This is a genomic window from Mycobacterium alsense, from assembly GCF_002086635.1.
GTDB lineage: Bacteria > Actinomycetota > Actinomycetes > Mycobacteriales > Mycobacteriaceae > Mycobacterium > Mycobacterium alsense.
In genome coordinates this window covers 16,274-39,701 of record NZ_MVHD01000034.1, presented here as the reverse complement: position 1 = coordinate 39,701, position 23,428 = coordinate 16,274, and the positions used below count along the sequence as shown (strand labels likewise).

The following is a 23,428-nucleotide window of genomic DNA, read 5'->3' as shown; positions in this document are numbered from 1 at the left end:
CCTTGTCAGCAATCGACTGCATTGCCTGTTGTTCGAATAGCCCTCAGCTCCGTATCGGCGCTGTAGGGTGACCCCCTCCCGACCCCAGATACCCGACCTCCGAGAAGCGGAAACCCGCCGCTCCGACTCGTCGGCGTCACATCCAACGCAATCGGCACATGCGCAACACGCCTCACCGGGCGGGCCGCCCGGTCGGTGTCAGGCCGCCGCGGTCGCGGTCTCGCTCACCGGTTCCAGCGCCTGGGCGACGATCTCGGCGACGTCGGTCATCGGTCGCACGTCCAGCCTTTCGAGCACCTCGGCGGGCACGTCGTCCAGGTCCGGCTCGTTGCGCGCCGGGATGAAAACCGTTGACAGCCCGGCGCGTTGGGCGGCAAGCAGCTTCTGCTTGACGCCGCCGATCGGCAGCACCCGGCCGTTCAGCGTGACCTCTCCGGTCATGCCGACGTCCGAGCGGACCTGACGCCCGGTGGCCATCGAAACCAGCGCGGTGACCATCGTGACCCCGGCCGACGGGCCGTCCTTGGGCACCGCGCCCGCGGGCACGTGCACGTGGACGCGCCGGTCCAGCGCCGTCGGGTCGACACCCAGTTCCGCGGCGTGCGAACGCACGTAGGACAGCGCGATCTGCGCCGACTCCTTCATCACGTCACCCAATTGACCCGTCAGCTGCAAACCGGGCTCCCCGTCGGTGGACCCGGCCTCGATGTAGAGCACGTCGCCGCCCAGGCCGGTGACGGCCAGGCCGGTGGCCACGCCGGGCACCGCGGTGCGTTCGGCCGACTCGGGCGTAAACCGCGGCCGCCCAAGGTAATCCACCAAGTCGGACTCGTCGATACGCACCGGTGCGTCGGCCTCGGCCAGCTTCGTCGCCACCTTGCGCAGCGCCTTGGCCAGCAGCCTCTCGAACTGCCGCACCCCGGGCTCACGCGTGTAGTCGGCCGCGATCTTGCGCAGCGCCGCCTCGGTGACGACGACCTCGTCGTCCGTCAGCGCCGCCCGCTCCCGCTGCCGGGGCAGCAGGTAGTCGCGCGCGATCGCGACCTTGTCGTCCTCGGTGTAGCCGTCGATGGCCACCAACTCCATGCGGTCCAACAGCGCCGACGGGATGTTCTCGGCCACGTTGGCGGTCGCCAGGAACACCACATCGGACAGGTCCAGGTCCAGATCCAGGTAGTGGTCGCGGAACGTGTGGTTCTGCGCGGGGTCGAGCACCTCGAGCAGCGCCGCACTCGGGTCACCGCGATAGTCGGATCCGACCTTGTCGATTTCGTCAAGCAGCACAACAGGATTCATCGAACCCGCCTCGCCGATCGCGCGCACGATGCGGCCCGGCAACGCACCGACGTAGGTGCGCCGGTGGCCGCGGATCTCGGCCTCGTCGCGCACACCGCCCAGGGCGACGCGCACGAACTTGCGGCCCAGCGCCCGGGCCACGCTCTCGCCCAGCGACGTCTTGCCGACGCCGGGCGGGCCGGCGAGCACCATCACCGCCCCGGAGCCGCGGCCGCCGACGACCTGCAGCCCACGCTGCGCCCGCCGGGTGCGCACGGCCAGGTATTCGACGATGCGGTCCTTGACGTCGTCGAGGCCGTGGTGGTCGGCGTCCAGGATGGCCCGCGCCGCGGCCAGGTCCGTCGAGTCCTCGGTCGTGACGTTCCACGGCAGGTCGAGCACGGTGTCCAGCCAGGTGCGGATCCAGCCGCTCTCCGGGCTTTGGTCGCTGGCGCGTTCCAGCTTGCCCACCTCGCGCAGCGCGGCCTCGCGCACCTTCTCGGGCAGCTCGGCCGCCTCGATGCGGGCCCGGTAGTCGTCGGAACCGTCGGGCTCGCCCTCGCCCAGCTCCTTGCGGATCGCGGCGAGCTGCTGGCGCAGCAGGAACTCCTTCTGCGTCTTCTCCATGCCCTCGCGGACGTCCTCGGCGATCTTGTCGCTGACCTCGACCTCGGCCAACTGCGAGCCGGTCCAGTCGATCAGGACCCGCAGGCGCTCCGCGACGTCGACGGTCTCCAGCAGCTGGCGCTTCTGCACGTCAGTCAGGTACGACGCGTACCCGGACGTGTCCGCCAGCGCCGACGGGTCGGTCAGGCTGTTGACGTAGTCGACGATCTGCCAGGCCTCGCGGCGCTGCAGCATCGCCAGCAGCAGCTTCTTGTACTCGGCGGCCAGCGCCTTGACCTCGTCGGTGACCTCGCCCTCGGGCGCCTCGGTCACCTCGACCCACAGCGCCGCGCCGGGCCCGGAGGCCCCGGCCCCGATGGTCGCCCGGCGCTCGCCGCGCACGACGGCCGCGGAGCCCCCGCCGGCGATCCGTCCGACCTGCAGAATCCTGGCGATCACCCCGTGGGTGGGGTAGCGATCGTCCAGCCGCGGGGCGATCAGCAACTGCCCGGACTCGCTGGCCTGCGCGGCGTCGATCGCCGCGCGCGCCGCGTCGTCCAGCGCGATCGGCACCACCATCCCGGGCAACACGATCGTGCCGGTGAACAGCACGGGCACTGACATGGCTTCAGCCATCAATCCTCCAAAAGTTGAGTCTGATGCGCTTAACCCAGCCCGGCGCCGGTTTGTTCCCGCGCGGCGTTCGCCCGGCGGCATAATCGATCCATGCCGCTGTCACGGCCCGACATGCGTCTCCTCGACCCGGACATCCTCGAATCCGCGGCCAGGGATCTCGCCGCCGCCGGCGACGTCACCTTCCTCGTCGACGACGACGCGATCACCTATTCCGCCGACGGCTCGACGATCCGGGTCGAGAACGGGCGCGCCGACGGGTCTGACGGCGCGGGCGTCCCTGCCGGCGCCGGTACCGTCGTGCGGCTTTCCCGACCGGCCTGGGACGACATGGTCGGCCAGGTCCGCACGGTGATCAACCTGCTGCTCAGCGACGACCTCGACTTCCGGCGGGGCGGGTTCGAGCGGCTCGCCGACTGGGACCCGATCCTGCGCTACCTGCACGCGGGCGTCCCCCCGTACGACCCGGCCAGGGCCGACCTCCGCGGACGCGACGCGCGCGCGGTGTTCACGCTCGACGCCGAAGACTCCGAGCTGGCCGCGCAGCTCGAAACGATGGGCTACCTGCACGTCAAGGGGGTGTTCGGCGCCGAGGAGATGCGGCTCGCCAACCGCGAGGTCGACCGCCTCGCCGCGGCGGCGCGCCCCGGCGACGACCGGTCCTGGTGGGTCACGGCCGAGGGCGGCGCCAGCGCGCTGTGTCGCCTGGTCTACGCGACGCTGCACTCGCCTGTCCTCGCCGCTTTGGAGGACGACCCCAGGGTGCGCAGGCTCGGCGCCCTCCTCGACCCCGCGCTGCGCCCGGCGCCCGACCGGATGGAAGGCGCCGCGGTGCTGCTCAAGGTGCCGGGAAACACCAGCGGGCTGTCCAACATCCCGTGGCACCAGGACTGCGGCATGGGCGGGCACGCGATCATGTGCCCGGCGGTCAGCGTCGGCATCCAGCTCACCGGCTCGGACTCCTCGACCGGCAACCTGCTGGTCGTTCCGGGCAGCCACGGCCAGGCCATCCACTACCGGTGGGAACAGCGGCTCAAGGACGTGCCGATCGTCGCCATCGACACCGCCCCGGGCGACGTCACCGTGCACATCCAGGACCTGATGCACGCCTCCCCGCAGCCTTCCGGCGCCGGGGGCCGCCGCACCATGTACGTCACGCACTATCCGCCGCAGCTGTGGCGGCACATCGGCCCCGGCCAGGCCTTCAACGACCTGGTGCGCAACCGCACCGAACAGGTCGCGCGCCTGCAGTAGCGTCACTCGCCCGGGCGTGGCCCCAGGCGCCGCAGCTGCGTGACGTGCTTGGGCGAAAGCTCCTCGAGGCAGGTCACCCCCAGCAGCGCCATGGTCCGGGTGACACCGCTCGCCAGGATGTCGATCGCGCGCGCCACCCCCGCCGCGCCGCCGGCCATCAGCCCGTAGAGGTAGGCCCGGCCCACCAGCGTGCACCGGGCCCCCAGCGCGACGGCCGCCACGATGTCGGCACCCGACATGATGCCGGTGTCGAGCAGGATCTCGGTGTGTTTGCCCAGCTCTCGTGATACGGCGGGCAACAGGTGGAACGGTACCGGCGCGCGATCCAGTTGGCGCCCACCGTGATTGGACAGCACCAGGCCGTCGGCGCCGCGGTCGACGACGGCGCGGGCGTCGCCGAGGGTCTGGATCCCCTTGACGACGAGCTTGCCCGGCCATCGGGCCTTGATCCACTCGAGGTCGTCGAAGGTGAGGCTGGGGTCGAACATGGTGCTCAGGTATTCGCCGACGGTGCCGGGCCAGCGATCGAGCGACGCGAACGCGAGCGGCTCGGTGGTCAACAGGTCGAACCACCACTTCGGGTGCGGGACCGCGTCCAGCACGGTGCGCAGCGTCAGCGTCGGCGGGATCGTCATGCCGTTGCGGTCGTCGCGCAGCCGCGCCCCCGCGACCGGAACGTCGACGGTGACCAGCAGCGTGTCGAAGCCCGCGTCGGCCGCGCGCTGCGCCAGCGCCATCGAGCGCTCCCGGTCGCGCCACATGTACAGCTGAAACCACTTGCGCCCCTGGGGGACAGCGGTCACCAGGTCTTCGATCGCGCAGGTGCCCAGCGTGGACAGCGAAAACGGAATCCCGGCCGCGGCGGCCGCCCGCGCGCCGGCGATCTCGCCCTCGGTGTGCATCAGCCTGGTGAACCCGGTCGGCGCTATCGCGAACGGCAGGACGACCGGTTGCCCCAGCACGTTCCACCCGGCGGTGACGTTGCTGACGTCGCGCAGGATCGTCGGATGAAACTCGATGTCGCGGAACGCTTGTCGGGCCCGGGCGAGGGACAGCTCGTCCTCGGCGGCGCCGTCGGCGTAGTCGAACGCCGCCTTGGGGGTGCGGCGGTTGGCGATGCGGCGCAGGTCTTCGATGGTCAGCGCGGCATCCAGGCGGCGCCCGGTCGCGCCGAGCCGCGGTCGCCTGAACCGGATCAGCGGCGCCAGGTCGCGCACCCTGGGCACTCGTCGCTCGACCGGCATGTGTGTCACGGTAGTCCCATGGACCCGACCGGCGACCCCTTCGACCTGGAGCGCTTCGTGGACGCGCAGGCCCCGGTCTATCGCGACGTGGTCGCGGAGCTGCGCGCCGGGCGAAAGCGCGGCCACTGGATGTGGTTCGTCTTCCCGCAGCTGCGCGGCCTGGGCGGCAGCCCCACCGCGGCGCGTTACGGCATCGCCTCGCTCGACGAGGCCCGCGCCTACCTGCGCCACGAGCTGCTCGGGCCGCGGCTGCGCGAGTGCGCGCGGCTGGTCAACGAGGTCGAGGGCCGTTCGGTCCCGGAGATCTTCGGTTCGCCCGACGACCTGAAGCTGCGCTCGTCGATGACGCTGTTCGCCCGCGCCACCGACGACAACGAGGAGTTCCTGGCGCTGCTCGAGAAGTACTACGGCGGCCGGCAGGATCCGCTCACGCTGGACCGGCTGGACGGCTCCTAGACGGGGCCGACGATCCGCCACCCGTGAGGTTCGACCACCAGAGCGTCCACGACCTCCCGCGGCGGGGCCGCCGAACCGCCGATCACCCGCCCGCGCGCGGCGCCCACGTCCGCCAGGGTCAGTCGCAGCGGCTCCTCGTCGATGTTGAGCGCGACCAGCAACGCGTCGTCCCCGCTGCGGGTCTCGTAGACGTAGTGGCGGTTGTCCAGCCGCAGCGCGGTCGTCGACGCGGAGTGCAGCCACGGGTGGCGGCGGCGCAGCCCGATCAGGAACTGGTGCAGCGCCCACACGTCGGCGCCGAAGGCATCCAATTCCGGTGGGGGAGCGCCGAACTCGGGGCGCACCGCGTCGTCGCCGCCGTACCGCTCCTCCTTGACGCCCCGGAAGCCGAGCTCGTCGCCGGCGTACACGGAGGGCACGCCCCCGACGGTCAGCTGGATCACCAGCGCCTGGGCCACGTGCTCGGGCCGCTCCAGCTTGCTGGCGATGCGGGTGACGTCGTGGTTGCCGACGAACGTCAAGGGGGCGAAGCGTGTCAGGAACGCGTTGTGGCGCTGCAGCGCCCAGTCCAGCTCGAAGAAGTTGCCGTCGTTGAGGCCGCTCCAGATGGCCTTCCACAGCTCGTACTGGGTCGCCGAGTCGAACCCGGCCGCCTCGACCACCGCGGCGTAGTCACCGTGGATCAGCTCGCCGACGAACCAGGCATCCGGAAACCGCTCGCGCACCCGCGGCAGCGTGGACGCCCAGAAGTGTTCCGGCACAATGTAGGCCGCATCGAGGCGCCAGCCGTCCGCGCCGCGGCCCAGCCAGTGCGCCATCACGTCGGCGGTGTAGTCGATGACCTCGGGGTTGTCGTGGTTGAGCGTGATCAGCTCGGCGTGGCCCTCGAAGGTATCGCCGCTGAACCAGTCCGCCGCTTGTTCGCGAAAGCGCGCGAAGTCCACGCCGACGTGGTTGAAGACGCCGTCGAGCAGCACGCGCAGCCCCCGTCGATGCGCCTCGGCGACGAGGTGATCGAAGTCGGCGTCGTCGCCGAGCCGGGGATCGATGCGGTAGTGGTCGGTGGTGTCGTATCCGTGTGTGCGCGAGGCGAAGATCGGTCCCAGCGCGATCCCCGACGCGCCCAGCGCGATGGCGTGGTCGAGCCAGTCGACGAGGCGCCGCAGCCGGTGCTGGCCCGGCCGCGGCGCCTCGGATGACTCCGGGAACGCGCCCACGAATCCCAGCGGGTAGACCTGCCACCAGATCGCGTGTTCGACCCAGGACGGCGCGCTCACCATGCCGCGATCAGCCGACCGCGGCCGGCGTCTGGGCGGCCACGATCGCTTGTGCCACACCGGAAACGATCGCCGCGGCCTTCAGCGCCTCGAGGATGGTCTCCCGGCTCACGTCCGCCTCCCGCAGCGTGTGCTCGTGTGCGCCGACGCAGTCCGGGCAGCCGTTGATCGACGACACCGCGAAGCACCACAGCTCGAAGTTCGCCTTGGCCACACCCGGGTTGGCGATGATATTCATCCGCAACCCGGCCCGCAGGTCGTCGTAGGCGCCGTTGAGGAAGCCGCGGCCGCGGTAGAACACGTTGTTCATCGCCATGATGGACGCCGCGCCCAGCGCCGCCTGGTACGCCTCGGCGGACAGGTGGTCGGCCGCCTCGCCGCCGATCTCGGCCAGCACCTGCGTGTTGCGGGTGGCCGCGGCGCTGGCCAGCAGGGTGCCCCAGAGCTGCTCCTCGTCCAACACCGTGGTGCGGGTGATCGAGCCGAGGTTGAGCTTGAGGTCCTTGGCGTACTCCGGCAGCGCGTCCTTGAGGTTTTCGACGCTCATTTCGCCCTCCTAAGCCTTGAGGTATTTACGCAGAAGCCTTGAGCAGCTCGCCGGCGTCGATCGTCGGGTCGCCCTTGCGCCAGTTGCAGGCGCACAGCTCGTCGGATTGCAGAGCGTCCAGGACCCGCAGCACCTCGTCGACGTTACGCCCCACGGATCCGGCGGTGGCCGAGACGAATTGGATTTCGTTGTTCGGGTCGACGATGAAGGTCACCCGGTCCGCGACGCCCTCATCGTTCAGCACGCCCGTGGCCAGGGAAAGCTCCCGCTTGATGTCCGAGAGCATCGGGAACGGCAGCTTCTTGAGGTCCTCGTGCTGCGCGCGCCACTGGAAGTGGACGAACTCGCTGTCGATCGAGACACCCAGGACCTGCGCGTCGCGATCCTCGAACTCGTCGTTGAGCTTGCCGAACGCCGCGATCTCCGTCGGGCACACGAACGTGAAGTCCTTGGGCCAGAAGAAGACCACGCGCCACTTGCCGGGGTGGTCCTCGTTGGTGATCGTGGTGAAATAGTCACCGGGCTGCTTGGCGTCGACCTTCGACAGGTCGCCGCCGATCAGGGCGGTGAGCTGGTAGGCGGGGAATTGGTCGCCGATGGTCAGCAGGGACATGTCGCACCTCTTATCTGGTTATCTGGATTCATTCAAGATTAGCCTTCTGCCACCATGATGCCTGGTCTCGTGGTTGAAGTAAAGGTGATATATAGCACTATACTTATAGGTATGTCCGATAAGATCTATCAGCCCACCATCGCCGGGCTCCGCGCCTTCGTCGCGGTGGCAGAAAAGCAGCACTTCAGCAGCGCCGCAACAACTCTCGGCGTCAGCCAGTCGACGCTGTCGCAGGCGCTGGCGGCGCTGGAGGCGGGCCTGGGCACCCAGCTGATCGAGCGGTCGACGCGGCGCGTCTTCCTGACGACCGAGGGCACGCAGCTCCTGCCGCGCGCGCTCGCCGTCGTCGAGGCCGTCGACGCGTTCACCGCCGCGGCCGCGGGGGCGTCCGATCCGCTGCAGGGCGCCGTGCGGCTGGGCCTGATTCCCACCGTCGCGCCCTACGTGCTGCCGACGCTGCTGGCCGGGCTGGCCGAACGCCTGCCCGCGCTGACCCTGCGGGTGATCGAGGACCAGACCGACCGGCTGCTCAGGCTGCTGCGCGACGGGGCGCTGGACGCCGCGCTGATCGCCCTGCCCGCGGATGCGCCCGGCATGACCGCAATTCCGATCTACGACGAGGATTTCGTGCTCGCCCTGCCGCCGGGGCATCCGCTGGCGGGCAAGCGCCGGGTGCCGGCCACGGCGCTGGCCGAGCTGCCCCTGCTGCTGCTCGACGAGGGCCACTGCCTACGCGACCAGGCGCTGGATGTCTGCCAGAACGCCGGCGTGCGGGCGGAAGTGGCAAACACCCGCGCGGCGTCGCTGGCGACCGCGGTGCAGTGCGTGACCGGCGGGCTGGGGGTGACGCTCATCCCGCAGAGCGCGGTGCCCGTGGAGTCCGCCCGCAGCCGCCTGGGGCTCGCACAGTTCGCCGCGCCCCGCCCGGGACGGCGGATCGGCCTGGTGTTCCGCTCGTCGAGCGGCCGCGACGAGGCCTACCGGCGGCTGGCCGAAACGGTCGGCACGCTGATCGCCGAGGAACACCAGGTGCGCCCGGCCAAATAGCTCAAACAGCCATGCGCCGGCGGTAGGTTCGGCCTATGGAAAAGGTGATCGCCGTGCTGATGCGTGCCGACTCGAACGACGACTGGTGTGCGCGGCAGCGCGGGCCGGTCGCCGACGCGCTGCTGGATCTAGGTCTATCGGGCCTCTCTATCAATGTCCGCGACGACGCGGTGCGCCACTCGCTGATGACGCTGACGACGCTGGACCCGCCGGTCGCCGCGGTGGTGAGCCTGTGGACCCAGCAGTGCTACGGCGAGCAGGCGGCGAAAGCGCTGGCGCTGCTGGCGGCCGAATGCGAACGGCTCGCCGCCTACCTGGTGACCGAGTCGGTACCGCTCGCCGCACCGCCCCAACTCGGTTGTCGCACAACGGGTCTGGCCAACATCGCGTTGCTGCGCCGGCCCGAGGGCATGGGCCAGGCGACCTGGCTGACCCGCTGGCAGCTCAACCACACCTCGGTGGCCATCGAGACGCAGTCGACGTTCGGCTACACCCAGAACTTCGTGGTGCGCCACCTCACCGAGGACGCACCGGGAATCGCCGGCATCGTAGAGGAGTTGTTCCCCGCGGAGGCCATCACCGACCTGAAGGCGTTCTTCGGCGCCGCCGACGACGACGACCTGCAGCACCGGATCGGCCGGATGGTCGCCAGCACAACGGCATTCGGCGCCAACGAGAACATCGACACGGTGCCGACCAGCCGCTACGTCATCAAGACACCGTTTCGGGACGGAGGGTCCGCATGACCACACTGGACGAGGCGGTGGCGCTGGCCGCCGCGGACAACGGCCTGGCCGTGGTGTCCACCGTGCGCGCCGACGGCACGGTGCAGGCGTCGCTGGTCAACGTCGGACGGCTGCCGCACCCCGCGACCGGGGAACCGGCCCTGGGCTTCACCACCTACGGCAAGGTCAAGCTGGCCAACCTGCGCGAGCGGCCGCAGCTGGCCGTCACGTTCCGCGACGGCTGGCAGTGGGCCACCGTCGAGGGCCGCGCCGAACTGGCTGGCCCCGACGACCCGCGGCCCTGGCTGAACGACGCCGACCAGCTGCGGCTGCTGCTGCGCGAGGTCTTCACCGCCGCGGGCGGCACCCACGACGACTGGGACGAGTACGACCGGGTGATGGCCGCCGAGCGGCGCGCGGTGGTGCTCATCGCCCCGACCCGGGTCTACAGCAACGGCTGAGCCGCTGCCGTCTACGCTGCACCCGTGACGCTGCAGATCGACGACGAAAAGCGGGTGCGCACCCTCACGCTCAAGCGGCCCGAGGCCCTCAACGCGTTCAACGAGGCCCTCTACGACGCCACCGCCGAAGCGCTGCTGGCGGCCGCCGACGATCCCGAGGTGGCCGTCGTCCTGCTGACCGGCGCGGGCCGCGGGTTCAGCGCGGGCACCGACCTCGCCGAGATGCAGGCGCGCATCACCGACCCGAACTTCACCCCCGGCAAGCACGGCTTCACCGGCCTGATCGCTGCGCTCAGCGCGTTCCCCAAGCCCCTGATCTGCGCGGTCAACGGCGTGGGCGTGGGGATCGGCGCCACCATCCTGGGCTATGCCGACCTGGCATTCATGTCGTCGACGGCCCGCCTGAAGTGCCCGTTCACCAGCCTGGGCGTCGCCCCCGAAGCCGCGTCGTCGTACCTGCTGCCGCAGCTGGTGGGCCGGCAAAACGCCGCCTGGCTGTTGATGTCCTCGGAATGGGTGGACGCCGACGAGGCGCTGCGGATGGGCCTGGTATGGCGGGTGTGCGGTCCCGACGAGCTGCTGCCGGAGGCCCGCCGGCACGCCGAAGTGCTTGCCGCACGCCCGATCTCGAGCCTGATGGCCGTCAAACACACGATGATGGAACCGGTCCGCCCCGAGATCGCCGCCGCGACCGCGCGGGAGAACGCTCACTTCGCCGAACTGATGGGCGCCCAGGCGAACGCCGCGGCCCTGGCGGACTTCAACAAGCGCTGACGGCCTCTAGCGCGACGGGGCGGGCTCGCGCACGCGCTCCGCGGCGAGGATCGCGCGCAGCGTGCGCCGGCAGCGCCCGCAGTCGCCACCGGCCCCGCAGGCCTCGGCGATCTCCTTGGACGTCGATGCGCCCCGCGCGACGGCGTCGCACACGGTCTGATTGGTGGCCCCGACACAGAGGCATACGTACATCAGCGCACCCCCGCACGAGCCGAGCGAAACCACCGCATATTAGTGGAGTCTAACCTAACTTCCTTAGCGGAGTCTAACCTAACAAACCGTGACGTAAGTCATTCCTAACCTCAGTGAGCAAAGCCAAACCTTGCTGGAAGATTCGAAATTCGCGTGGCAAAGTGCTGGTCGTAACCCCGAACGCCCCGGCGCCGTGCGCTCCAGCCCAGCCACCTCCGGTGCGGTCCGGGTCCCAGCCGAGCCTCACACCGTAGGAGTGATCATGCAAGGTGATCCGGACGTTTTGCGCCTGCTCAACGAGCAACTGACCAGTGAGCTCACCGCGATCAACCAGTATTTCCTGCACGGCAAGATGCAGGAGAACTGGGGCTTCACCGAACTGGCCGAGCACACGCGCGCGGAGTCGTTCGACGAAATGCGACACGCCGAGGAGCTCACCGACCGCATCCTGTTGCTCGACGGGCTGCCGAACTACCAGCGCCTCTTCTCGCTGCGGATCGGGCAGACGCTGCGCGAGCAGTTCGAGGCCGACCTGGCCATCGAGTACGAGGTGATGGACCGGCTCAAGCCCGGCATCATCATGTGCCGGGAGAAGCAGGACAGCACCAGCGCCATCCTGCTGGAGAAGATCGTGTCCGACGAGGAAAAGCACATCGACTACCTCGAGACGCAGCTGGAGCTGATGGAGAAACTGGGCGAGGAGCTGTACTCGGCCCAGTGCGTCTCGCGGCCCCCGAGCTGACGCGCCGGGGCCACTGATTGCCGCCGCCTGACGCTGGGCACCCGTAAGGATCGACGCGCCCACGGAAGGCAGGCATGACGAGCCCGAAAACCGCGACCCAGCCCCGGCCGGCCGCCGCGCCGGGCAACGCGCGGATCAGCCCGCAACGGCGGAACCTGATCTTCGTCGCCGTCGTGCTCGGCATGCTGCTGGCCGCGCTGGACCAGACCATCGTCGCGACCGCGCTGCCGACCATCGTCGCCAACCTGGGCGACGCCGGGCACCAATCCTGGGTCGTCACCAGCTACCTGCTGGCGTCGACGGTCGTCACGGCGCTGGTCGGCAAGCTCGGAGATCTGTTCGGCCGCAAGCGCGTATTCCAGGCCGCGGTGGTCTTCTTCGTCGTGGGATCCGTGCTGTGCGGGCTGGCGCAGTCGATGGCCATGCTGGTCGCGGCAAGGGCGCTGCAGGGGATCGGGGGAGGCGGCATCACCGTGACCGCCAGCGCGCTCATCGGCGAGGTCGTCCCGCTGCGGGAGCGGGGCCGCTACCAGGGCATGCTGGGCGCGGTCTTCGGTGTCACGACGGTCATCGGCCCGCTGTTGGGCGGCTACTTCACCGATTACCTGACCTGGCGGTGGGCGTTCTGGGTCAACGTGCCGATCTCGATCGCCGTCATTGTCGTTGCGGCCGCGGCGATCCCGGCGCTGACCTCGTCGAGCAAGCCCGTCATCGACTACGCCGGCATCGCGTTCGTCGGCGCCGGCGCCGCGGCACTGACGCTGGCCACCAGCTGGGGCGGCACCCTGTACTCGTGGGGGTCGGCGACGATCGTCGGGTTGTTCGTCGGCGCCGTGGTCGCGCTGGTCGCGTTCGTGTGGGTGGAAAGCCGTGCGGCGGAGCCGATCCTGCCCGTCCGGTTGTTCGGCGACCCGGTGTTCACCGTGTGCTGCGTGCTGTCCTTCGTCGTGGGTTTCGCGATGCTGGGCGCGATGACGTTCCTGCCGACGTACATGCAGTACGTCGACGGCGTCTCCGCGACCACCTCGGGCCTGCGCACGTTGCCGATGGTGGTCGGGATGCTGATCACCTCGACGGGCAGCGGCACCATCGTCGGCCGCACGGGCCGCTACAAGATCTTTCCCGTGGCCGGCACGGCGCTGATGGCGCTTGCCTTCCTGCTGATGTCGCGGATGGACCCGTCGACGTCGGCGCTGTGGCAATCGGTCTACCTGCTCGTTCTGGGCGGCGGGATCGGGCTGTCCATGCAGGTGCTGGTCCTCATCGTGCAGAACACGTCGAACTTCGAGGACCTGGGCGTGGCCACCTCGGGGGTCACGTTCTTTCGCACCATCGGGAGTTCCTTTGGCGCAGCGATATTCGGCTCGTTGTTCGTGAACTTCCTCAACGGCCGGCTGGGTCCCGCGCTGGCGGCCAGCGGCGCGCCCCCGGCCGCCGTCAGCTCACCGGGCGCCCTGCATCGGCAGCCGGCCAACGTGGCCGCGCCGATCGTGGCGGCCTACGCCGACTCGCTCGCGCAGGTCTTCTTCTGGGCGGCGCCGGTGGCCCTGCTCGGGTTCGTGTTGGCGCTGTTTTTGCGCGAGGTCCCGCTGCGCGACATCCACAGCAGCGCGGTCGATCTCGGCGACGGGTTCGGGATGCCGACCACCGACAGCTCGGAAGTGTTGCTGGAGAACGCCGTTGCGCGCGTGCTGCGCGGCGTCCCCGGCATGCGGCTGCGCAGCATCGCGATGCGACCGGACTGCCGCCTCGACGTCGCCGGGTTGTGGGGCGTCCTGCGGATCAACCGCTACCGGCAGATGTACGGGGTGGCCCGGCTCACCGACATGGCCGAGTACCTGCGCATACCGTTCGAGGTGCTGGAGCCCACCTTCTCCCGGCTGGCCACCGCCGGCTATGCGCACTTCGACGGCGACGAGATGTGGCTGACGCCGGCGGGGTCGCAGCAGGTCGAGTACGTGCACTCGCTGCTGGTGGCCTGGCTGGTGGACAAGCTGGCCCGGTCGCCGGGCTTCGAGGGCCGACCGGACCGTGGCCAGGTGCAGGCCGCCCTGGATCGCGTCGCGCATCGGGTTCTGGCCCAACGCGACTGGCATGACGAGGCGCCGCCCGCCGCCATTGCGGCGGGCGTACCATCACGCCATGAGCCGAATCGGAACATTCGCTGACGACGACGTCTACGGCTGGGCCGCCAAGTCGCCCGACCTCGGCGGCGCGATCGCCAACTTCAGCCAGGCCGTCTACACCAAGAACCGGCTGCCCATGCGCACCCGCGAGCTGGCCCGGGCCGTCATCGCCCACGACAACGAATGCACCGTGTGCATGAACACCCGCGACGCCGACGGGCCCGCCGCCGGCGTGGACGAGGAGCTCTACGAACACGCCCTGGAGTGGCGCACCTGGCCGGGATACAGCGAACAGGAGCGCCTGGCGGCGGAGTTCGCGCACCGGTTCGGCACCGAGCACACCAAATTGCGCGACGACGAGGACTTCTGGAGCCGCTGCCGCGAGCACTTCTCCGAGGAGCTGCTCGCAGACCTCGCGCTGTCGTGCGCCCTGTGGGTCGGCATGGGGCGGATGCTGCGGACCCTCGACATCGGCCAGGCCTGCAAGCTGACGCTGCCAAGCCGCGGCTGACCGCCGGCGGCCCCATGCGGGCACGAGCGGTGCAGCCGGGGCGGGCCAGGAGGGCACGAGTGAAGATTCGCTTCGGCGTCGGGCTGGGCGCGGACACCGCCCCGGGCCAGCTCGCGGGCATCGTCGACCACCTGGAGAGCTCCGGCGTGGACTCGCTGTGGTTCTCCGAGCTCGTCTACTCCCCGGCGGTCGATCCCGTCGTCGGCATGGCCTACACGCTGGCCCGGACGACCCGGTTGAAGGCGGGTACCTCGGTGGCTGTGCTGCCGGGGCGGCATCCGGTGCTGGTGGCCAAGCAGTTGGCGTCGCTGGCGGCCGTCGCGCCCAAGCGGGTCCTGCCCGTCTTCGGCCTGCGGTCGGCGATTCCGGCCGAGCGCGAGGTGTTCGTGGTGCCCGACGGGGAGCGGGCGGCGGTGTTCGACGAGTCCCTGCGGGTGCTGCGCGCGGCGCTGGTCGACGACGACACCACCTACCGCGGCCGGTATTTCACGGTGAACGGCGCCGGGGTCGCCCCGCGGCCCGTGCCCCCGCTGGACATCTGGCTGGGCGGCTCGGCGCCCGCGGCGTTTCGGCGCATCGGCGCGCTGGCCGACGGCTGGCTGGGCAGCTTCTTGACCCCGGACGAGGCGCGCGCCGGGCGCGAGGCGATCGAACGCGCCGCGGAGCGGGCCGGCCGGCGCATCGAGCCCGACCACTTCGGCATCTCGCTGGCCGTGCTGGACGGCACCGACCTGCCCGACGAGGTGGCCGCGGCGGTTCGCCGCCGTCGCCCGGGCGTCGATCCCGCCGAGTTGATCGCCGCCGGCTGGGATCGGCTGCACCGGCAACTCGACGCCTACATCGACGCGGGGCTGACGAAGTTCGTCATCCGGCCGGCGGGCAAGGCGCCCCTGGACGGCTTCATCGACCGGTTCGTCACCGAGCTGGTCGGCCGCCAGAACTGATCGGGTCACCGACGCTGCACAATTAGCGCCATGGCAGCCACCCCCCTTGCCGCCGCCGCGATCGCCCAGCTGGAGGCCGAAGGCGTCGACACCGTCATCGGCACCGTCGTGAACCCCGCCGGGCTCACCCAGGCCAAGACGGTCCCCATCCGGCGGACCAACACGTTCGCCGATCCGGGCCTGGGCGCCAGCCCCTCGTGGCACGCCTTCGCCATCGATCAGACCGGCATCGCGTTCACCGACGACGTCGGCGTGGTCGGCGACCAGCGGCTGCGCATCGACCTGGCCGCCCTGCGGATCGTCGGCGACGGGCTGGCCTGGGCGCCGGCCGCGTTCTTCGAGCAGGACGGCACACCGGTCCCGCTCTGCGCCCGGGGGACGCTGAACCGCGTCGAGGCCGCGCTGCGGGACGCCGGCATCGAGGCGACGATCGGCCACGAAATCGAGTTCCTGCTGGTGGGTCCCGACGGTGGCCGCCTGCCCTCCGCCCTGTGGGCGCAGTACGGCCTCGCCGGCGTGCTCGAACACGAGGCGTTCGTGCGCGACGTCAACGCCGCGGCCACGGCGGCCGGCGTCGGCATCGAGCAGTTCCATCCCGAGTACGGCGCCAACCAGTTCGAGATCTCGCTGTCGCCGTCGTCGCCGGTGGCGGCCGCCGATCACCTGGCGCTGATCCGGCTGATCATCGGCCGGGCCGCGCGCCGCCACGGGCTGCGCGTCAGCCTGTCGCCAGCCCCGTTCGCGGACAGCGTCGGATCCGGTGCGCACCAACACTTCTCGCTGAAATCCGCCGAAGGCCCCCTGTTCTCCGACGGAAGCGGACCGGCGGGCATGACGGCGGCGGGGGAGAGCGCCGTCGCGGGCGTCGTCGCGGGCCTGCCCGAGGCCCAGGGCATCCTGTGCGGATCGATCGTGTCCGGCCTGCGGATGCGGCCCGGCAACTGGGCCGGTGCCTACGCCTGCTGGGGCACCGAGAACCGGGAGGCGGCGGTGCGATTCGTCCGGGGCGGACCCGGCGCCGCGTACGGGGGCAACGTCGAGGTGAAGATCGTCGACCCGTCGGCCAACCCCTACCTGGCCACGGCGGCCATCCTCGGCCTGGCGCTCGACGGGATCCAGCGCCAGGCGGCGCTGCCGCGGGAAATCACGATCGACCCGGCTCGCCTGTCGGAGTCGGACCGCGACGATGCCGGCGTCGTGCGCCTGCCCGAGGCACAACCGGAAGTCATTGCCGCACTGGACGGTTCGGCGCTGCTGCGGCGTATCCTGGGCGACCCCGTGGTCGACATGGTGGTCGCGGTCCGCCGCCTGGAGCAAAAGCGCTACGGCAACCTGGACAAGGAGCAACTGGCCGACCGGTTCCGCATGGCGTGGAGCCTGTGACGGGACTTGCCGTGGCCTCCGACCCGTCCGCGCTCGCCCAACACATCGCACAGGTGGCGCTGATCGATCAGCACGCGCATGGGTGCTGGTTGGCGGCGGGGGATCGGCGGCGCTTCGAGAACGCCCTCAACGAGGCCAACACCGAGCCGCTGGCGGGCTCGGGCTTCGACTCCCAGCTCGGCTTCGCGGTGCGCGCCCACTGCGGGCCCGTCCTGGGCCTGCCCGAACACGTTGACCCGCAAGCCTACTGGGACCGCCGCAGGCAACACGGCGAGGCGGAGTTGGCGCGGCTGTTCCTGCCGCCCGCCAACGTGAGCGACTGGCTGATCGACACGGGCATCCAGGATGACACGGCCACGGCCGGCACGGCCGAGATGGCCGAACTGTCCGGCAACCGCGCCCACGAAATCGTTCGCCTCGAGCAGGTCGCCGAGCAGGCCGCGCGGGCACCGGGCCACTACGCCTCGGCGTTCGAGGAGATCCTGCACCGGCGCGCGGCCACGGCGGTCGGCACCAAGTCCATCCTGGCCTACCGCGGCGGGTTCGAGGGCGACCTGTCCGAGCCGACCGCGGCGCAGGTGGCCGAGGCGGCCGACCGGTGGCGCGACAACGGCGGCACCCGGCTGCGGGACCGGGTCCTGCTGCGGTTCGGGCTGCACCGGGCGCTGCGGCTGGGCAAGCCGCTGCAGTTCCACGTCGGCTTCGGCGACCGGGACTGCGACCTGTCCAAGGCCAATCCGCTGCTGCTGCGCGATTTCCTGGAGCATTCCGCCGACACCCCGATCGTGTTGCTGCACTGCTACCCCTACGAGCGCGAGGCGGGGTATCTGGCGCAGGCCTTCAACAACGTCTACCTCGACGGCGGGCTGAGCGTGAACTACCTGGGGGCGCGGGCGCCCGCGTTCATCGCCCGGCTGCTCGAGATGGCGCCCTTCGGAAGGATCCTGTACTCGTCGGACGGGTTCGGGCCCGCCGAGTTGCACTATCTCGGTGCGGCGCTGTGGCGCAACGGCATTCACCGCGTGCTGCGCGCTTTCGTCGCCGCCGGCGACTGGAGCGAAAAGGACGCCATCCGGGTGGTCGATTTGATCGCCCGCGAGAACGCCGCCCGCATCTACCGCGTTTGACCCGCGGCGCGGCGCGGGTATACGGGCGCTTATGCCGACGGTGGGCGGAATGTTGGAATGGGCCCGCGACCAGGTGGTGTCGCGGGTGCCCAAGGCCGACCTCGACCAGCGCGACCCCGACTATATCCGCGACCAGCTGCCGGGCACCTGGCTGCTGGCGTCGCTGTACTTCCGGGCCGACGTGCGCGGCCTGGACCGGATCCCGCCCGAGGGCCCGGTGCTGCTGGTCGGCAACCACAGCGGCGGCAACGTCCCGCCCGACACCTTCGTGTTCACGCTGGCGTTCTGCTCCTACTTCGGCGTCGAGCGGCCGTTCTACCAGCTGGCCCACAACCTCGTGGTCTCCGCGCCGCCGCTGCGCTCGCTGCGCAAATTCGGCACCGTCGCCGCCAACCCCGAAAACGCCCGGCTGGCACTGGATTCCGGGGCGGCGCTGCTGGTCTACCCCGGCGGCGACTACGAGGTCTTCCGCCCGTCGTGGGAACGGCACAAGGTCGACTTCGGCGGCCGCATGGGGTACGTGCGGCTGGCCCGCGAGGCGGGCGTGCCGATCGTCCCGGTCGCCAGCGTCGGCGGCCAGGAGAGCGCGCTGTTCCTCAACCGCGGCCAGTGGCTGGCCAGGCTGCTGATGGCGGACAAGTTGCTGCGGCTCAAGAGCATCCCGATATCGCTGGCGCTGCCGTGGGGACTCAACATCAGCGACCTGGCGGGCCACATTCCGCTGCCGGCCAAGATCGCGATCGAGGTGCAGGACCCGATCGAGGTCGACGGTGACGACCAGGCGGTGCACGACAAGGTGATGGCCAGCCTGCAGGGTGGCGTCGACCGCCTGGCCGCGCGTCGCCGCTTCCCGGTGATCGGCTGATGCGCGTCGAACGCCGCTGCGTCATCAACGCCGACCGCGACGCGGTCTGGAAGATCGTCAGCGACCCGGACTGCTACCCGTCGTTCATGACGAACCTGGAGCGGTGGGAGTCGTCGAACGACGTGGACCGCGGGCTCGGGGCGCGCTACACCGTGCACTGGAAGATCGGCTCGGTGCCGGTGGGCGGGCTGATCGAGGTGGTCGAATTCGACGACCGCCGCGACGTGGCGTGGGTGGGCATCACCGGCGTCGCGCTGCGCGGGCGCATCCGGCTGCGCGAGGGCGCCGAGGGCAGGACGAAGGTGACGTTCCGCCTGTCGTATCAGGCGCCGGGCGGAATCCTCGGCTACATCGCCGACCGCGTCGCCGTGCGACAGGTGGGGCGCACGCTGTCCGAAACCCTGAAGCGCCTCAAGGCGCTCGCCGAGTCCTAGCACCAGGGCGCGCCGCTCCTTTGCTGGGGCCCGCCGCTGACCGGCTTGACCGGCGCGTCGTCGCCTGTAGTCTTGTCCGGAAAGGGGTGGCGATGCTTTTCAACTCGGGTTTGCTGGACGCGCGGTGCAGCTGCGCTACATAAGCATCGCGGCCCTGATCGCCCAGGCGGGTGGTGACCCCTGGGCGATCAATGACAGCCTGCGGTCCGGCCAGCCCGCCCAGATCTCCAATCTGGCGGAGGCCTTCCACGGCGCGGGCCGCTGCACCCAGGAGTCCAGCGCCGCGTTCGAGCAAGCCCGCAGCCGGTTCGACGCGGCATGGAACCACCACAACGGCGATCATCCGATCAACGGCTCAGCGGAGGTGCAGCGGGTGACCAAGGCCCTGGGCGCGCAGTCGCTGCAGTTGCCCAAGATCGCCGTCGACCTGGAAAACATCGCCGCCGCGCTGGCCGAGGCGCAAAAGGCCGGGGCCGGGCAGATCGCGGCCCTGGAAGGCCGGCTGCGGGCGCTCGACGACCTGATCGGCCAGGCGGTGCAGATGGAGAAGAACCCCGACCTCACCGCCGAGGACAGGGCGGCCCTGGACGCGTTCATCCGTACGTGCGAGGACGACGCCATCGCCGACACCAAGTCCGCGCTGGCGCAGCTGCGATCGACGCGCGACGGCTACGCGGCGACGTTGCGGAAATCGATGGCCACCCTGCGCACCGACGGCTACGACCCGCCGGCAACCCTGGAGGACTGGGCGGAAGGCCCGCTAAAGCCGGGCGAGGCAAGGGATTTGGGTCCGGTCGCCGGCACCGGGTCCACCCCTGGCATCCCGGGGATCGGGGCGGCGGACCTGGGGGAGGTGGTTCAGCTGCCCGACGGCAGCTACGTCGCCATCTTCGGCGACTCGTTCGCCGGCGACAAGATGGGCGACGGCACCCACTATCCGTCGGTCGCCGTGCCGGTCACCTTCGACCGGGACGGCCGGCCCCATTTCGGTGAGCCCTTGACCGGGCCGGACGGCAGCCCGAACGTCCTGTTCCCCCCGCCCCCGCAGGCGGCGGGCAAGAACACGCTGCCCGCGGGGAGCATCCGGATGCGCGACGGCACCACCTACATGATGGCCACGGGCACGACCAAGCTGAATCCCGACGGCGGTTCGTGGCTGGTCCAGGTCACCAACGACCCGGGTCAGGGCTGGCAGCCCATCCGGGATTCGTGGCGCGCGCCGGGGGCCGCGCCGACGCAGATCAGCGGGTTCCAGGCCGCCGACGGCACCGTGTACATCGCCGCGGACTCGTTCGACCGCAGCCAGGGCGTCAGCATGTACCGGGTCGATCCCGGCCACGTCACCGACCGCTCCGCCTGGCAGCCCTGGACCGGCACCGGCTGGGGCGCCGCCGGCCAATCCGCCCCGCCGATCAGCCGCACCCCGTTCGGGGAGCTCAGTTTTCGCGAGGTCGGCGGCCAGCCGGTGCTGTCCGGCTTCAACCAGGGAACCGGAAACCTCGAGGTTCGCGTCGCGAACGAGCCCACGAAACTCTTCGGCGGCGGCACGCCGATGACCGTCGTTGCGCAGCAAAGCAACCCACAGGGACCCAACTACGTGCCCCAGAACTACGGCGGCTACATCCTGCCCGGTTCCACGCTGGATAGGCTGAATCTGTTCGTCAGCCAATGGAACACGAACACCAACAACCCGTACAACACGCAGCAATTCGAGGTCAATCCCAACCGCTAGGTCTCGCTGATAGGACGAACATGATCGCCAAGACGTTAGTCATCGCCACCGGGATCATCGGCGCCGCCGCGACGGGCGCCTGTGCGGCCCATGCCGACCCACCCAAGTTCCCCGACCTCGGCGGCTACGCGCCAGTCAACGTGCAGGACTACACGATTGGGCTGCCCAACACCGGACGCGCGCCGCTGAACACGGTGTACTTTCTGACCCCCGACGGCATCACGTGCGACTTCTTCTCCGGGGAGGCGCAGTGCACGGGCAACAACTTCCCCGCCGTCCCTCCCGCACCCGGGGCCGGCAGCGTGAACTCGATCGGAACCGCGTCGGGGCTTGGGCAAACCAACGACCCGATCGCTCCCAACGGCCAGGCCTACGGGCACCCGCTGGCCACCCTGCCGCCGATGCACTCGATCACGGTCAACGGCGTGGTCTGCGGCGTCGACAACGCGGGCACCACCGCGTGCACGGACCCCCAGGGGCGCGGGTTCGTCCTGTCGCCCCACGGGTCGGGCTGGCTGCCGCACGTATAGGCGGCTACCTCACTTGCCCCGTTGCAAGGGGACGGTTTCCGGCAGTTGCGCGCCCGGCGGGAGGACGAGCTGGCCGTGGATGTCGACGTAGCCGGAGCGTTTGGTCGGTATCGGCAAAACGGGGTTGGGGCAGGGCGTGTCGGTGCCGTCGCCGCAGATGCCGCCGTTGAAGTAGGAGCGCTTCTGGTGGTCTTCGGGCCAGGGGTCCGCGTGCATGCCGATCCACTGCGCGGGGACGTTGTAAAAGACGAAAAAGCAGGCGCTAACGCCGGCGAAGATCGCCAGCAACCGGGTCAGCTGCTGCCTCGCCAATCCACCGCGAACGTCGTCCAGTCCGCGCTCGACGACGGTTCGGCCGCGATCGTCGGTGAAGTAGCGCAGACAGCACAGCGCGGCCTGCACGCCGCCCCACATCAATCCTTCGTAGACGGGCCACTGGTAGTACGTGCCGGCATTGATCGACACGGATCGGATGGCGCCCGGGTACGTGTAGAAACCGATCGGTAACAGGACCAGCCCTTCCATGACGAAGTCGAAAAGGAATGCGATCGCATAGGTCACCGCGACCAGTCGAAGGTTGCTGATATTCGGCCGGCGCGCCTTGATCTTTCGCATGACCCAACACCCGACGATGGTAATGAACAGAACGCCGTAGGCATAGCCCGGCGCGTTCGTCAGCAGCGGTTCGGCTACCTGACGGCCGGGCGCCTCGGGCGACACCCAGCCCGGAATTTCCGATGACCAAGAGCCCCGGTTGAACAGCCAGGTGTTGTAGGTGCACCACGTGTTGAAGTAGTTGAGCAACGGATCCTGGAAGAACATCAGTCCCATAGCGATCAGGAGCATGCCGTCCAACGTGATGCGCCGTTCGCGGCGCCACGGCCTGATGAAAAACCACCAGACGGCAAGCGGTAGGGCCGCCCAAAGGATGACCGCATTCGCGACGAGCGGCACCTTCATGTAGAGCGGCGGATCGCTCGGCCCGGTCGGCACCCGCGTGAAGTACGGCCCGGTGATCCAGCGGATCCACACGTACACCTGGAGGGCCAGCACCGCCACGCCGACGGTGGCCCAGACCGTGACCGGCCTGACCGACCCCCGCGCCTGCGCGCCGAGTTCCGCGGCTCCGCCGAGCTTTTCGGCGACCACGGGGTTTCGCTTGCCAGATAGCTCGGTCATGACGCGGTTTTCCCTCCGGGTCGGTCGTCGCGCTGCTCCCGCTCAGCAATATACTCATGAGTATCTGGGAATCGAAAGAGATTCTCAGATTATCTGGCAGAATCTCGAGCATGGTTGAGCGCTGGACGCGGGAACGCCGCATCGAGCACACCCGCTCGCTGTTGATCGACGCCGCCCAGGAGGTGTTCGGCGAGAAGGGATTCGTCGCGGCCACGCTCGACGACATCGCGCATGCCGCCGGCTACACCAAAGGCGCTATCTACAAGCACTTCTCGACGAAGGAAGACCTCTTTCTCGCCGTCAGCGACCGCTACTGGAGGCGCTACTTCGACAACTTCACCGAGGTGATGGCGGCCTCGACCGAGGTCGGCGCGCGGGAGCTCGACGAGATCGCCGAGCGCTGGAGCCAACTGAGCCGCGATCGCGGGGCCGAGCACGCCGCCCTGGGCCACGAGTTCACCCTGTATCTGCTGCGCAACCCCGAGGTGCGCGACCGGGTGGCCGCCAAGCGATTGGAGGCCGTCGACGCGCTGGCGAAGTACATCGTCAAGGGCGTCGACCGGCTCGGCGGGACGCTGACGATTCCGGCGCAGACCTTTGCCCAGGTGCTGGTCGCCACCAGCGACTCGATCGTGCTGGGCAGCCAGCTCGACGACGTGGACCTGTTCCGGCCGATCGTCGAGATGTACGTGTCGGTGATCAAGCTGCCGTGATCGGTGCCGATCGGATTCCAGTGGCGATTGAACAAAAG

At 69.9% G+C, this 23,428-nt stretch carries 24 protein-coding genes; 17 read left to right on the top strand and 7 right to left on the bottom strand.

Annotated elements, in window-relative coordinates; translation table 11 throughout:
• Nucleotides 1-198: 198 nt before the first annotated feature.
• Nucleotides 199-2,517, bottom strand: coding sequence for an endopeptidase La (lon, locus tag BST11_RS18050; protein WP_083139265.1), 2,319 nt, complete (start codon nt 2,515-2,517; stop codon nt 199-201).
• Between the two features lie 90 nt (nt 2,518-2,607).
• Between lon and BST11_RS18045 the strand changes: the two genes are divergently transcribed.
• A complete protein-coding gene (locus BST11_RS18045) occupies nt 2,608-3,768 on the top strand; it encodes a phytanoyl-CoA dioxygenase family protein (RefSeq protein WP_083139264.1) in 1,161 nt (386 codons plus the stop codon).
• Nucleotides 3,769-3,770: 2 nt separating this feature from the next.
• Here BST11_RS18045 and BST11_RS18040 read toward each other — a convergent pair whose 3' ends face one another.
• Complete coding sequence (locus BST11_RS18040) at nt 3,771-5,012, bottom strand: alpha-hydroxy acid oxidase (protein WP_083139263.1); 1,242 nt, start codon at nt 5,010-5,012, stop codon at nt 3,771-3,773.
• 18 nt (nt 5,013-5,030) lie between these two features.
• Here BST11_RS18040 and BST11_RS18035 point away from each other — a divergent pair, with 18 nt between their 5' ends.
• Nucleotides 5,031-5,468: a DUF1810 domain-containing protein gene (locus BST11_RS18035; protein ID WP_083139262.1), complete on the top strand. Its 438-nt coding sequence runs from the start codon at nt 5,031-5,033 to the stop codon at nt 5,466-5,468.
• Here the strand turns inward: BST11_RS18035 and BST11_RS18030 are convergent.
• From BST11_RS18030 to BST11_RS18020, 3 genes are read right to left on the bottom strand one after another with little or no spacing between them, the layout of a single operon-like run.
• Nucleotides 5,465-6,748 (bottom strand): alpha-amylase family protein, encoded by a 1,284-nt coding sequence (locus BST11_RS18030; protein WP_083139261.1) that lies wholly within the window; start codon nt 6,746-6,748, stop codon nt 5,465-5,467. The two genes, BST11_RS18035 and BST11_RS18030, sit on opposite strands and share 4 nt — an antisense overlap.
• Before the next feature lie 7 nt (nt 6,749-6,755).
• On the bottom strand, nt 6,756-7,292 hold the full coding sequence (locus tag BST11_RS18025; protein WP_083139260.1) for an alkyl hydroperoxide reductase: 537 nt from the start codon (nt 7,290-7,292) through the stop codon (nt 6,756-6,758).
• Nucleotides 7,293-7,317: 25 nt separating this feature from the next.
• Nucleotides 7,318-7,905, bottom strand: coding sequence for a peroxiredoxin (locus BST11_RS18020; RefSeq protein WP_083139259.1), 588 nt, complete (start codon nt 7,903-7,905; stop codon nt 7,318-7,320).
• 111 nt (nt 7,906-8,016) lie between these two features.
• Here BST11_RS18020 and BST11_RS18015 point away from each other — a divergent pair, with 111 nt between their 5' ends.
• Genes BST11_RS18015 through BST11_RS18000 form a run of 4 tightly spaced genes read left to right on the top strand, consistent with a single transcriptional unit; the run spans nt 8,017 to nt 10,912 of the window.
• Nucleotides 8,017-8,952: a hydrogen peroxide-inducible genes activator gene (locus BST11_RS18015; protein WP_083139258.1), complete on the top strand. Its 936-nt coding sequence runs from the start codon at nt 8,017-8,019 to the stop codon at nt 8,950-8,952.
• Nucleotides 8,953-8,987: 35 nt separating this feature from the next.
• Complete coding sequence (locus tag BST11_RS18010; RefSeq protein ID WP_083139257.1) at nt 8,988-9,698, top strand: EthD domain-containing protein; 711 nt, start codon at nt 8,988-8,990, stop codon at nt 9,696-9,698.
• The gene (locus tag BST11_RS18005; protein WP_083139256.1) at nt 9,695-10,138 is read left to right on the top strand and encodes a TIGR03618 family F420-dependent PPOX class oxidoreductase; all 444 of its coding nucleotides are present in this window, start codon (nt 9,695-9,697) and stop codon (nt 10,136-10,138) included. Before BST11_RS18010 ends, BST11_RS18005 begins: the two co-directional genes overlap by 4 nt.
• Nucleotides 10,139-10,162: 24 nt before the next feature.
• Nucleotides 10,163-10,912: an enoyl-CoA hydratase/isomerase family protein gene (locus tag BST11_RS18000; RefSeq protein ID WP_083139255.1), complete on the top strand. Its 750-nt coding sequence runs from the start codon at nt 10,163-10,165 to the stop codon at nt 10,910-10,912.
• 6 nt (nt 10,913-10,918) lie between these two features.
• Here BST11_RS18000 and BST11_RS17995 read toward each other — a convergent pair whose 3' ends face one another.
• On the bottom strand, nt 10,919-11,104 hold the full coding sequence (locus BST11_RS17995; protein WP_083139254.1) for a (2Fe-2S)-binding protein: 186 nt from the start codon (nt 11,102-11,104) through the stop codon (nt 10,919-10,921).
• Nucleotides 11,105-11,366: 262 nt separating this feature from the next.
• On the opposite strand from BST11_RS17995, the gene bfr reads away from it, so the two are divergent.
• The 10 genes from bfr (at nt 11,367) to BST11_RS17945 (ending at nt 21,498) form a co-directional block, all read left to right on the top strand.
• Nucleotides 11,367-11,846 (top strand): bacterioferritin, encoded by a 480-nt coding sequence (gene bfr / locus BST11_RS17990; protein WP_067318685.1) that lies wholly within the window; start codon nt 11,367-11,369, stop codon nt 11,844-11,846.
• Nucleotides 11,847-11,920: 74 nt separating this feature from the next.
• Entirely contained in the window at nt 11,921-14,014 is a 2,094-nt protein-coding gene (locus BST11_RS17985; protein WP_083139253.1) for an MDR family MFS transporter, read from the top strand.
• Entirely contained in the window at nt 13,989-14,483 is a 495-nt protein-coding gene (locus BST11_RS17980) for a carboxymuconolactone decarboxylase family protein (RefSeq protein WP_083139252.1), read from the top strand. The genes BST11_RS17985 and BST11_RS17980 overlap by 26 nt, the downstream gene beginning before the upstream one ends.
• A 59-nt stretch (nt 14,484-14,542) precedes the next feature.
• Entirely contained in the window at nt 14,543-15,427 is an 885-nt protein-coding gene (locus BST11_RS17975) for a TIGR03854 family LLM class F420-dependent oxidoreductase (RefSeq protein ID WP_083139251.1), read from the top strand.
• Nucleotides 15,428-15,457: 30 nt separating this feature from the next.
• Nucleotides 15,458-16,810, top strand: coding sequence for a type I glutamate--ammonia ligase (locus BST11_RS17970; RefSeq protein WP_083139250.1), 1,353 nt, complete (start codon nt 15,458-15,460; stop codon nt 16,808-16,810).
• 11 nt (nt 16,811-16,821) lie between these two features.
• On the top strand, nt 16,822-17,937 hold the full coding sequence (locus BST11_RS17965; RefSeq protein ID WP_083139249.1) for an amidohydrolase family protein: 1,116 nt from the start codon (nt 16,822-16,824) through the stop codon (nt 17,935-17,937).
• Between the two features lie 31 nt (nt 17,938-17,968).
• Nucleotides 17,969-18,802 (top strand): lysophospholipid acyltransferase family protein, encoded by an 834-nt coding sequence (locus BST11_RS17960; protein ID WP_083139248.1) that lies wholly within the window; start codon nt 17,969-17,971, stop codon nt 18,800-18,802.
• Nucleotides 18,802-19,236 carry an SRPBCC family protein gene (locus BST11_RS17955; RefSeq protein WP_068206842.1) on the top strand — a complete coding sequence of 145 codons (435 nt, stop codon included), beginning with the start codon at nt 18,802-18,804 and terminating at the stop codon, nt 19,234-19,236. Before BST11_RS17960 ends, BST11_RS17955 begins: the two co-directional genes overlap by 1 nt.
• 124 nt (nt 19,237-19,360) lie before the next feature.
• Nucleotides 19,361-20,968, top strand: a complete 1,608-nt coding sequence (locus BST11_RS17950) for a putative alpha/beta hydrolase (protein WP_083139247.1) — start codon at nt 19,361-19,363, stop codon at nt 20,966-20,968.
• A gap of 20 nt (nt 20,969-20,988) precedes the next feature.
• Nucleotides 20,989-21,498: a hypothetical protein gene (locus tag BST11_RS17945; RefSeq protein WP_067318672.1), complete on the top strand. Its 510-nt coding sequence runs from the start codon at nt 20,989-20,991 to the stop codon at nt 21,496-21,498.
• Nucleotides 21,499-21,507: 9 nt separating this feature from the next.
• Here the strand turns inward: BST11_RS17945 and BST11_RS17940 are convergent, their stop codons facing one another.
• A complete protein-coding gene (locus BST11_RS17940; protein ID WP_083139246.1) occupies nt 21,508-22,677 on the bottom strand; it encodes a spirocyclase AveC family protein in 1,170 nt (389 codons plus the stop codon).
• A gap of 110 nt (nt 22,678-22,787) precedes the next feature.
• Between BST11_RS17940 and BST11_RS17935 the strand changes: the two genes are divergently transcribed.
• Entirely contained in the window at nt 22,788-23,390 is a 603-nt protein-coding gene (locus tag BST11_RS17935; RefSeq protein ID WP_067318676.1) for a TetR/AcrR family transcriptional regulator, read from the top strand.
• Nucleotides 23,391-23,428 lie beyond the last annotated feature (38 nt).

Excerpts from the sequence above, each read along its gene's own strand:
- BST11_RS18030 (WP_083139261.1), bottom strand. The coding sequence starts at position 6,748 with ATGGTGAGCGCGCCGTCCTGGGTCGAACACGCGATCTGGTGGCAGGTC.
- lon (WP_083139265.1), bottom strand. The coding sequence starts at position 2,517 with ATGGCTGAAGCCATGTCAGTGCCCGTGCTGTTCACCGGCACGATCGTG.
- BST11_RS17985 (WP_083139253.1), top strand. The coding sequence starts at position 11,921 with ATGACGAGCCCGAAAACCGCGACCCAGCCCCGGCCGGCCGCCGCGCCG.
- BST11_RS17960 (WP_083139248.1), top strand. The coding sequence starts at position 17,969 with ATGCCGACGGTGGGCGGAATGTTGGAATGGGCCCGCGACCAGGTGGTG.
- BST11_RS18040 (WP_083139263.1), bottom strand. The coding sequence starts at position 5,012 with ATGCCGGTCGAGCGACGAGTGCCCAGGGTGCGCGACCTGGCGCCGCTG.
- BST11_RS18045 (WP_083139264.1), top strand. The coding sequence starts at position 2,608 with ATGCCGCTGTCACGGCCCGACATGCGTCTCCTCGACCCGGACATCCTC.
- BST11_RS17980 (WP_083139252.1), top strand. The coding sequence starts at position 13,989 with ATGAGCCGAATCGGAACATTCGCTGACGACGACGTCTACGGCTGGGCC.
- BST11_RS17955 (WP_068206842.1), top strand. The coding sequence starts at position 18,802 with ATGCGCGTCGAACGCCGCTGCGTCATCAACGCCGACCGCGACGCGGTC.
- bfr (WP_067318685.1), top strand. The coding sequence starts at position 11,367 with ATGCAAGGTGATCCGGACGTTTTGCGCCTGCTCAACGAGCAACTGACC.
- BST11_RS18025 (WP_083139260.1), bottom strand. The coding sequence starts at position 7,292 with ATGAGCGTCGAAAACCTCAAGGACGCGCTGCCGGAGTACGCCAAGGAC.
- BST11_RS17935 (WP_067318676.1), top strand. The coding sequence starts at position 22,788 with ATGGTTGAGCGCTGGACGCGGGAACGCCGCATCGAGCACACCCGCTCG.
- BST11_RS18035 (WP_083139262.1), top strand. The coding sequence starts at position 5,031 with ATGGACCCGACCGGCGACCCCTTCGACCTGGAGCGCTTCGTGGACGCG.
- BST11_RS17945 (WP_067318672.1), top strand. The coding sequence starts at position 20,989 with ATGATCGCCAAGACGTTAGTCATCGCCACCGGGATCATCGGCGCCGCC.
- BST11_RS18005 (WP_083139256.1), top strand. The coding sequence starts at position 9,695 with ATGACCACACTGGACGAGGCGGTGGCGCTGGCCGCCGCGGACAACGGC.
- BST11_RS17995 (WP_083139254.1), bottom strand. The coding sequence starts at position 11,104 with ATGTACGTATGCCTCTGTGTCGGGGCCACCAATCAGACCGTGTGCGAC.
- BST11_RS18015 (WP_083139258.1), top strand. The coding sequence starts at position 8,017 with ATGTCCGATAAGATCTATCAGCCCACCATCGCCGGGCTCCGCGCCTTC.
- BST11_RS17970 (WP_083139250.1), top strand. The coding sequence starts at position 15,458 with ATGGCAGCCACCCCCCTTGCCGCCGCCGCGATCGCCCAGCTGGAGGCC.
- BST11_RS18010 (WP_083139257.1), top strand. The coding sequence starts at position 8,988 with ATGGAAAAGGTGATCGCCGTGCTGATGCGTGCCGACTCGAACGACGAC.
- BST11_RS17940 (WP_083139246.1), bottom strand. The coding sequence starts at position 22,677 with ATGACCGAGCTATCTGGCAAGCGAAACCCCGTGGTCGCCGAAAAGCTC.
- BST11_RS18020 (WP_083139259.1), bottom strand. The coding sequence starts at position 7,905 with ATGTCCCTGCTGACCATCGGCGACCAATTCCCCGCCTACCAGCTCACC.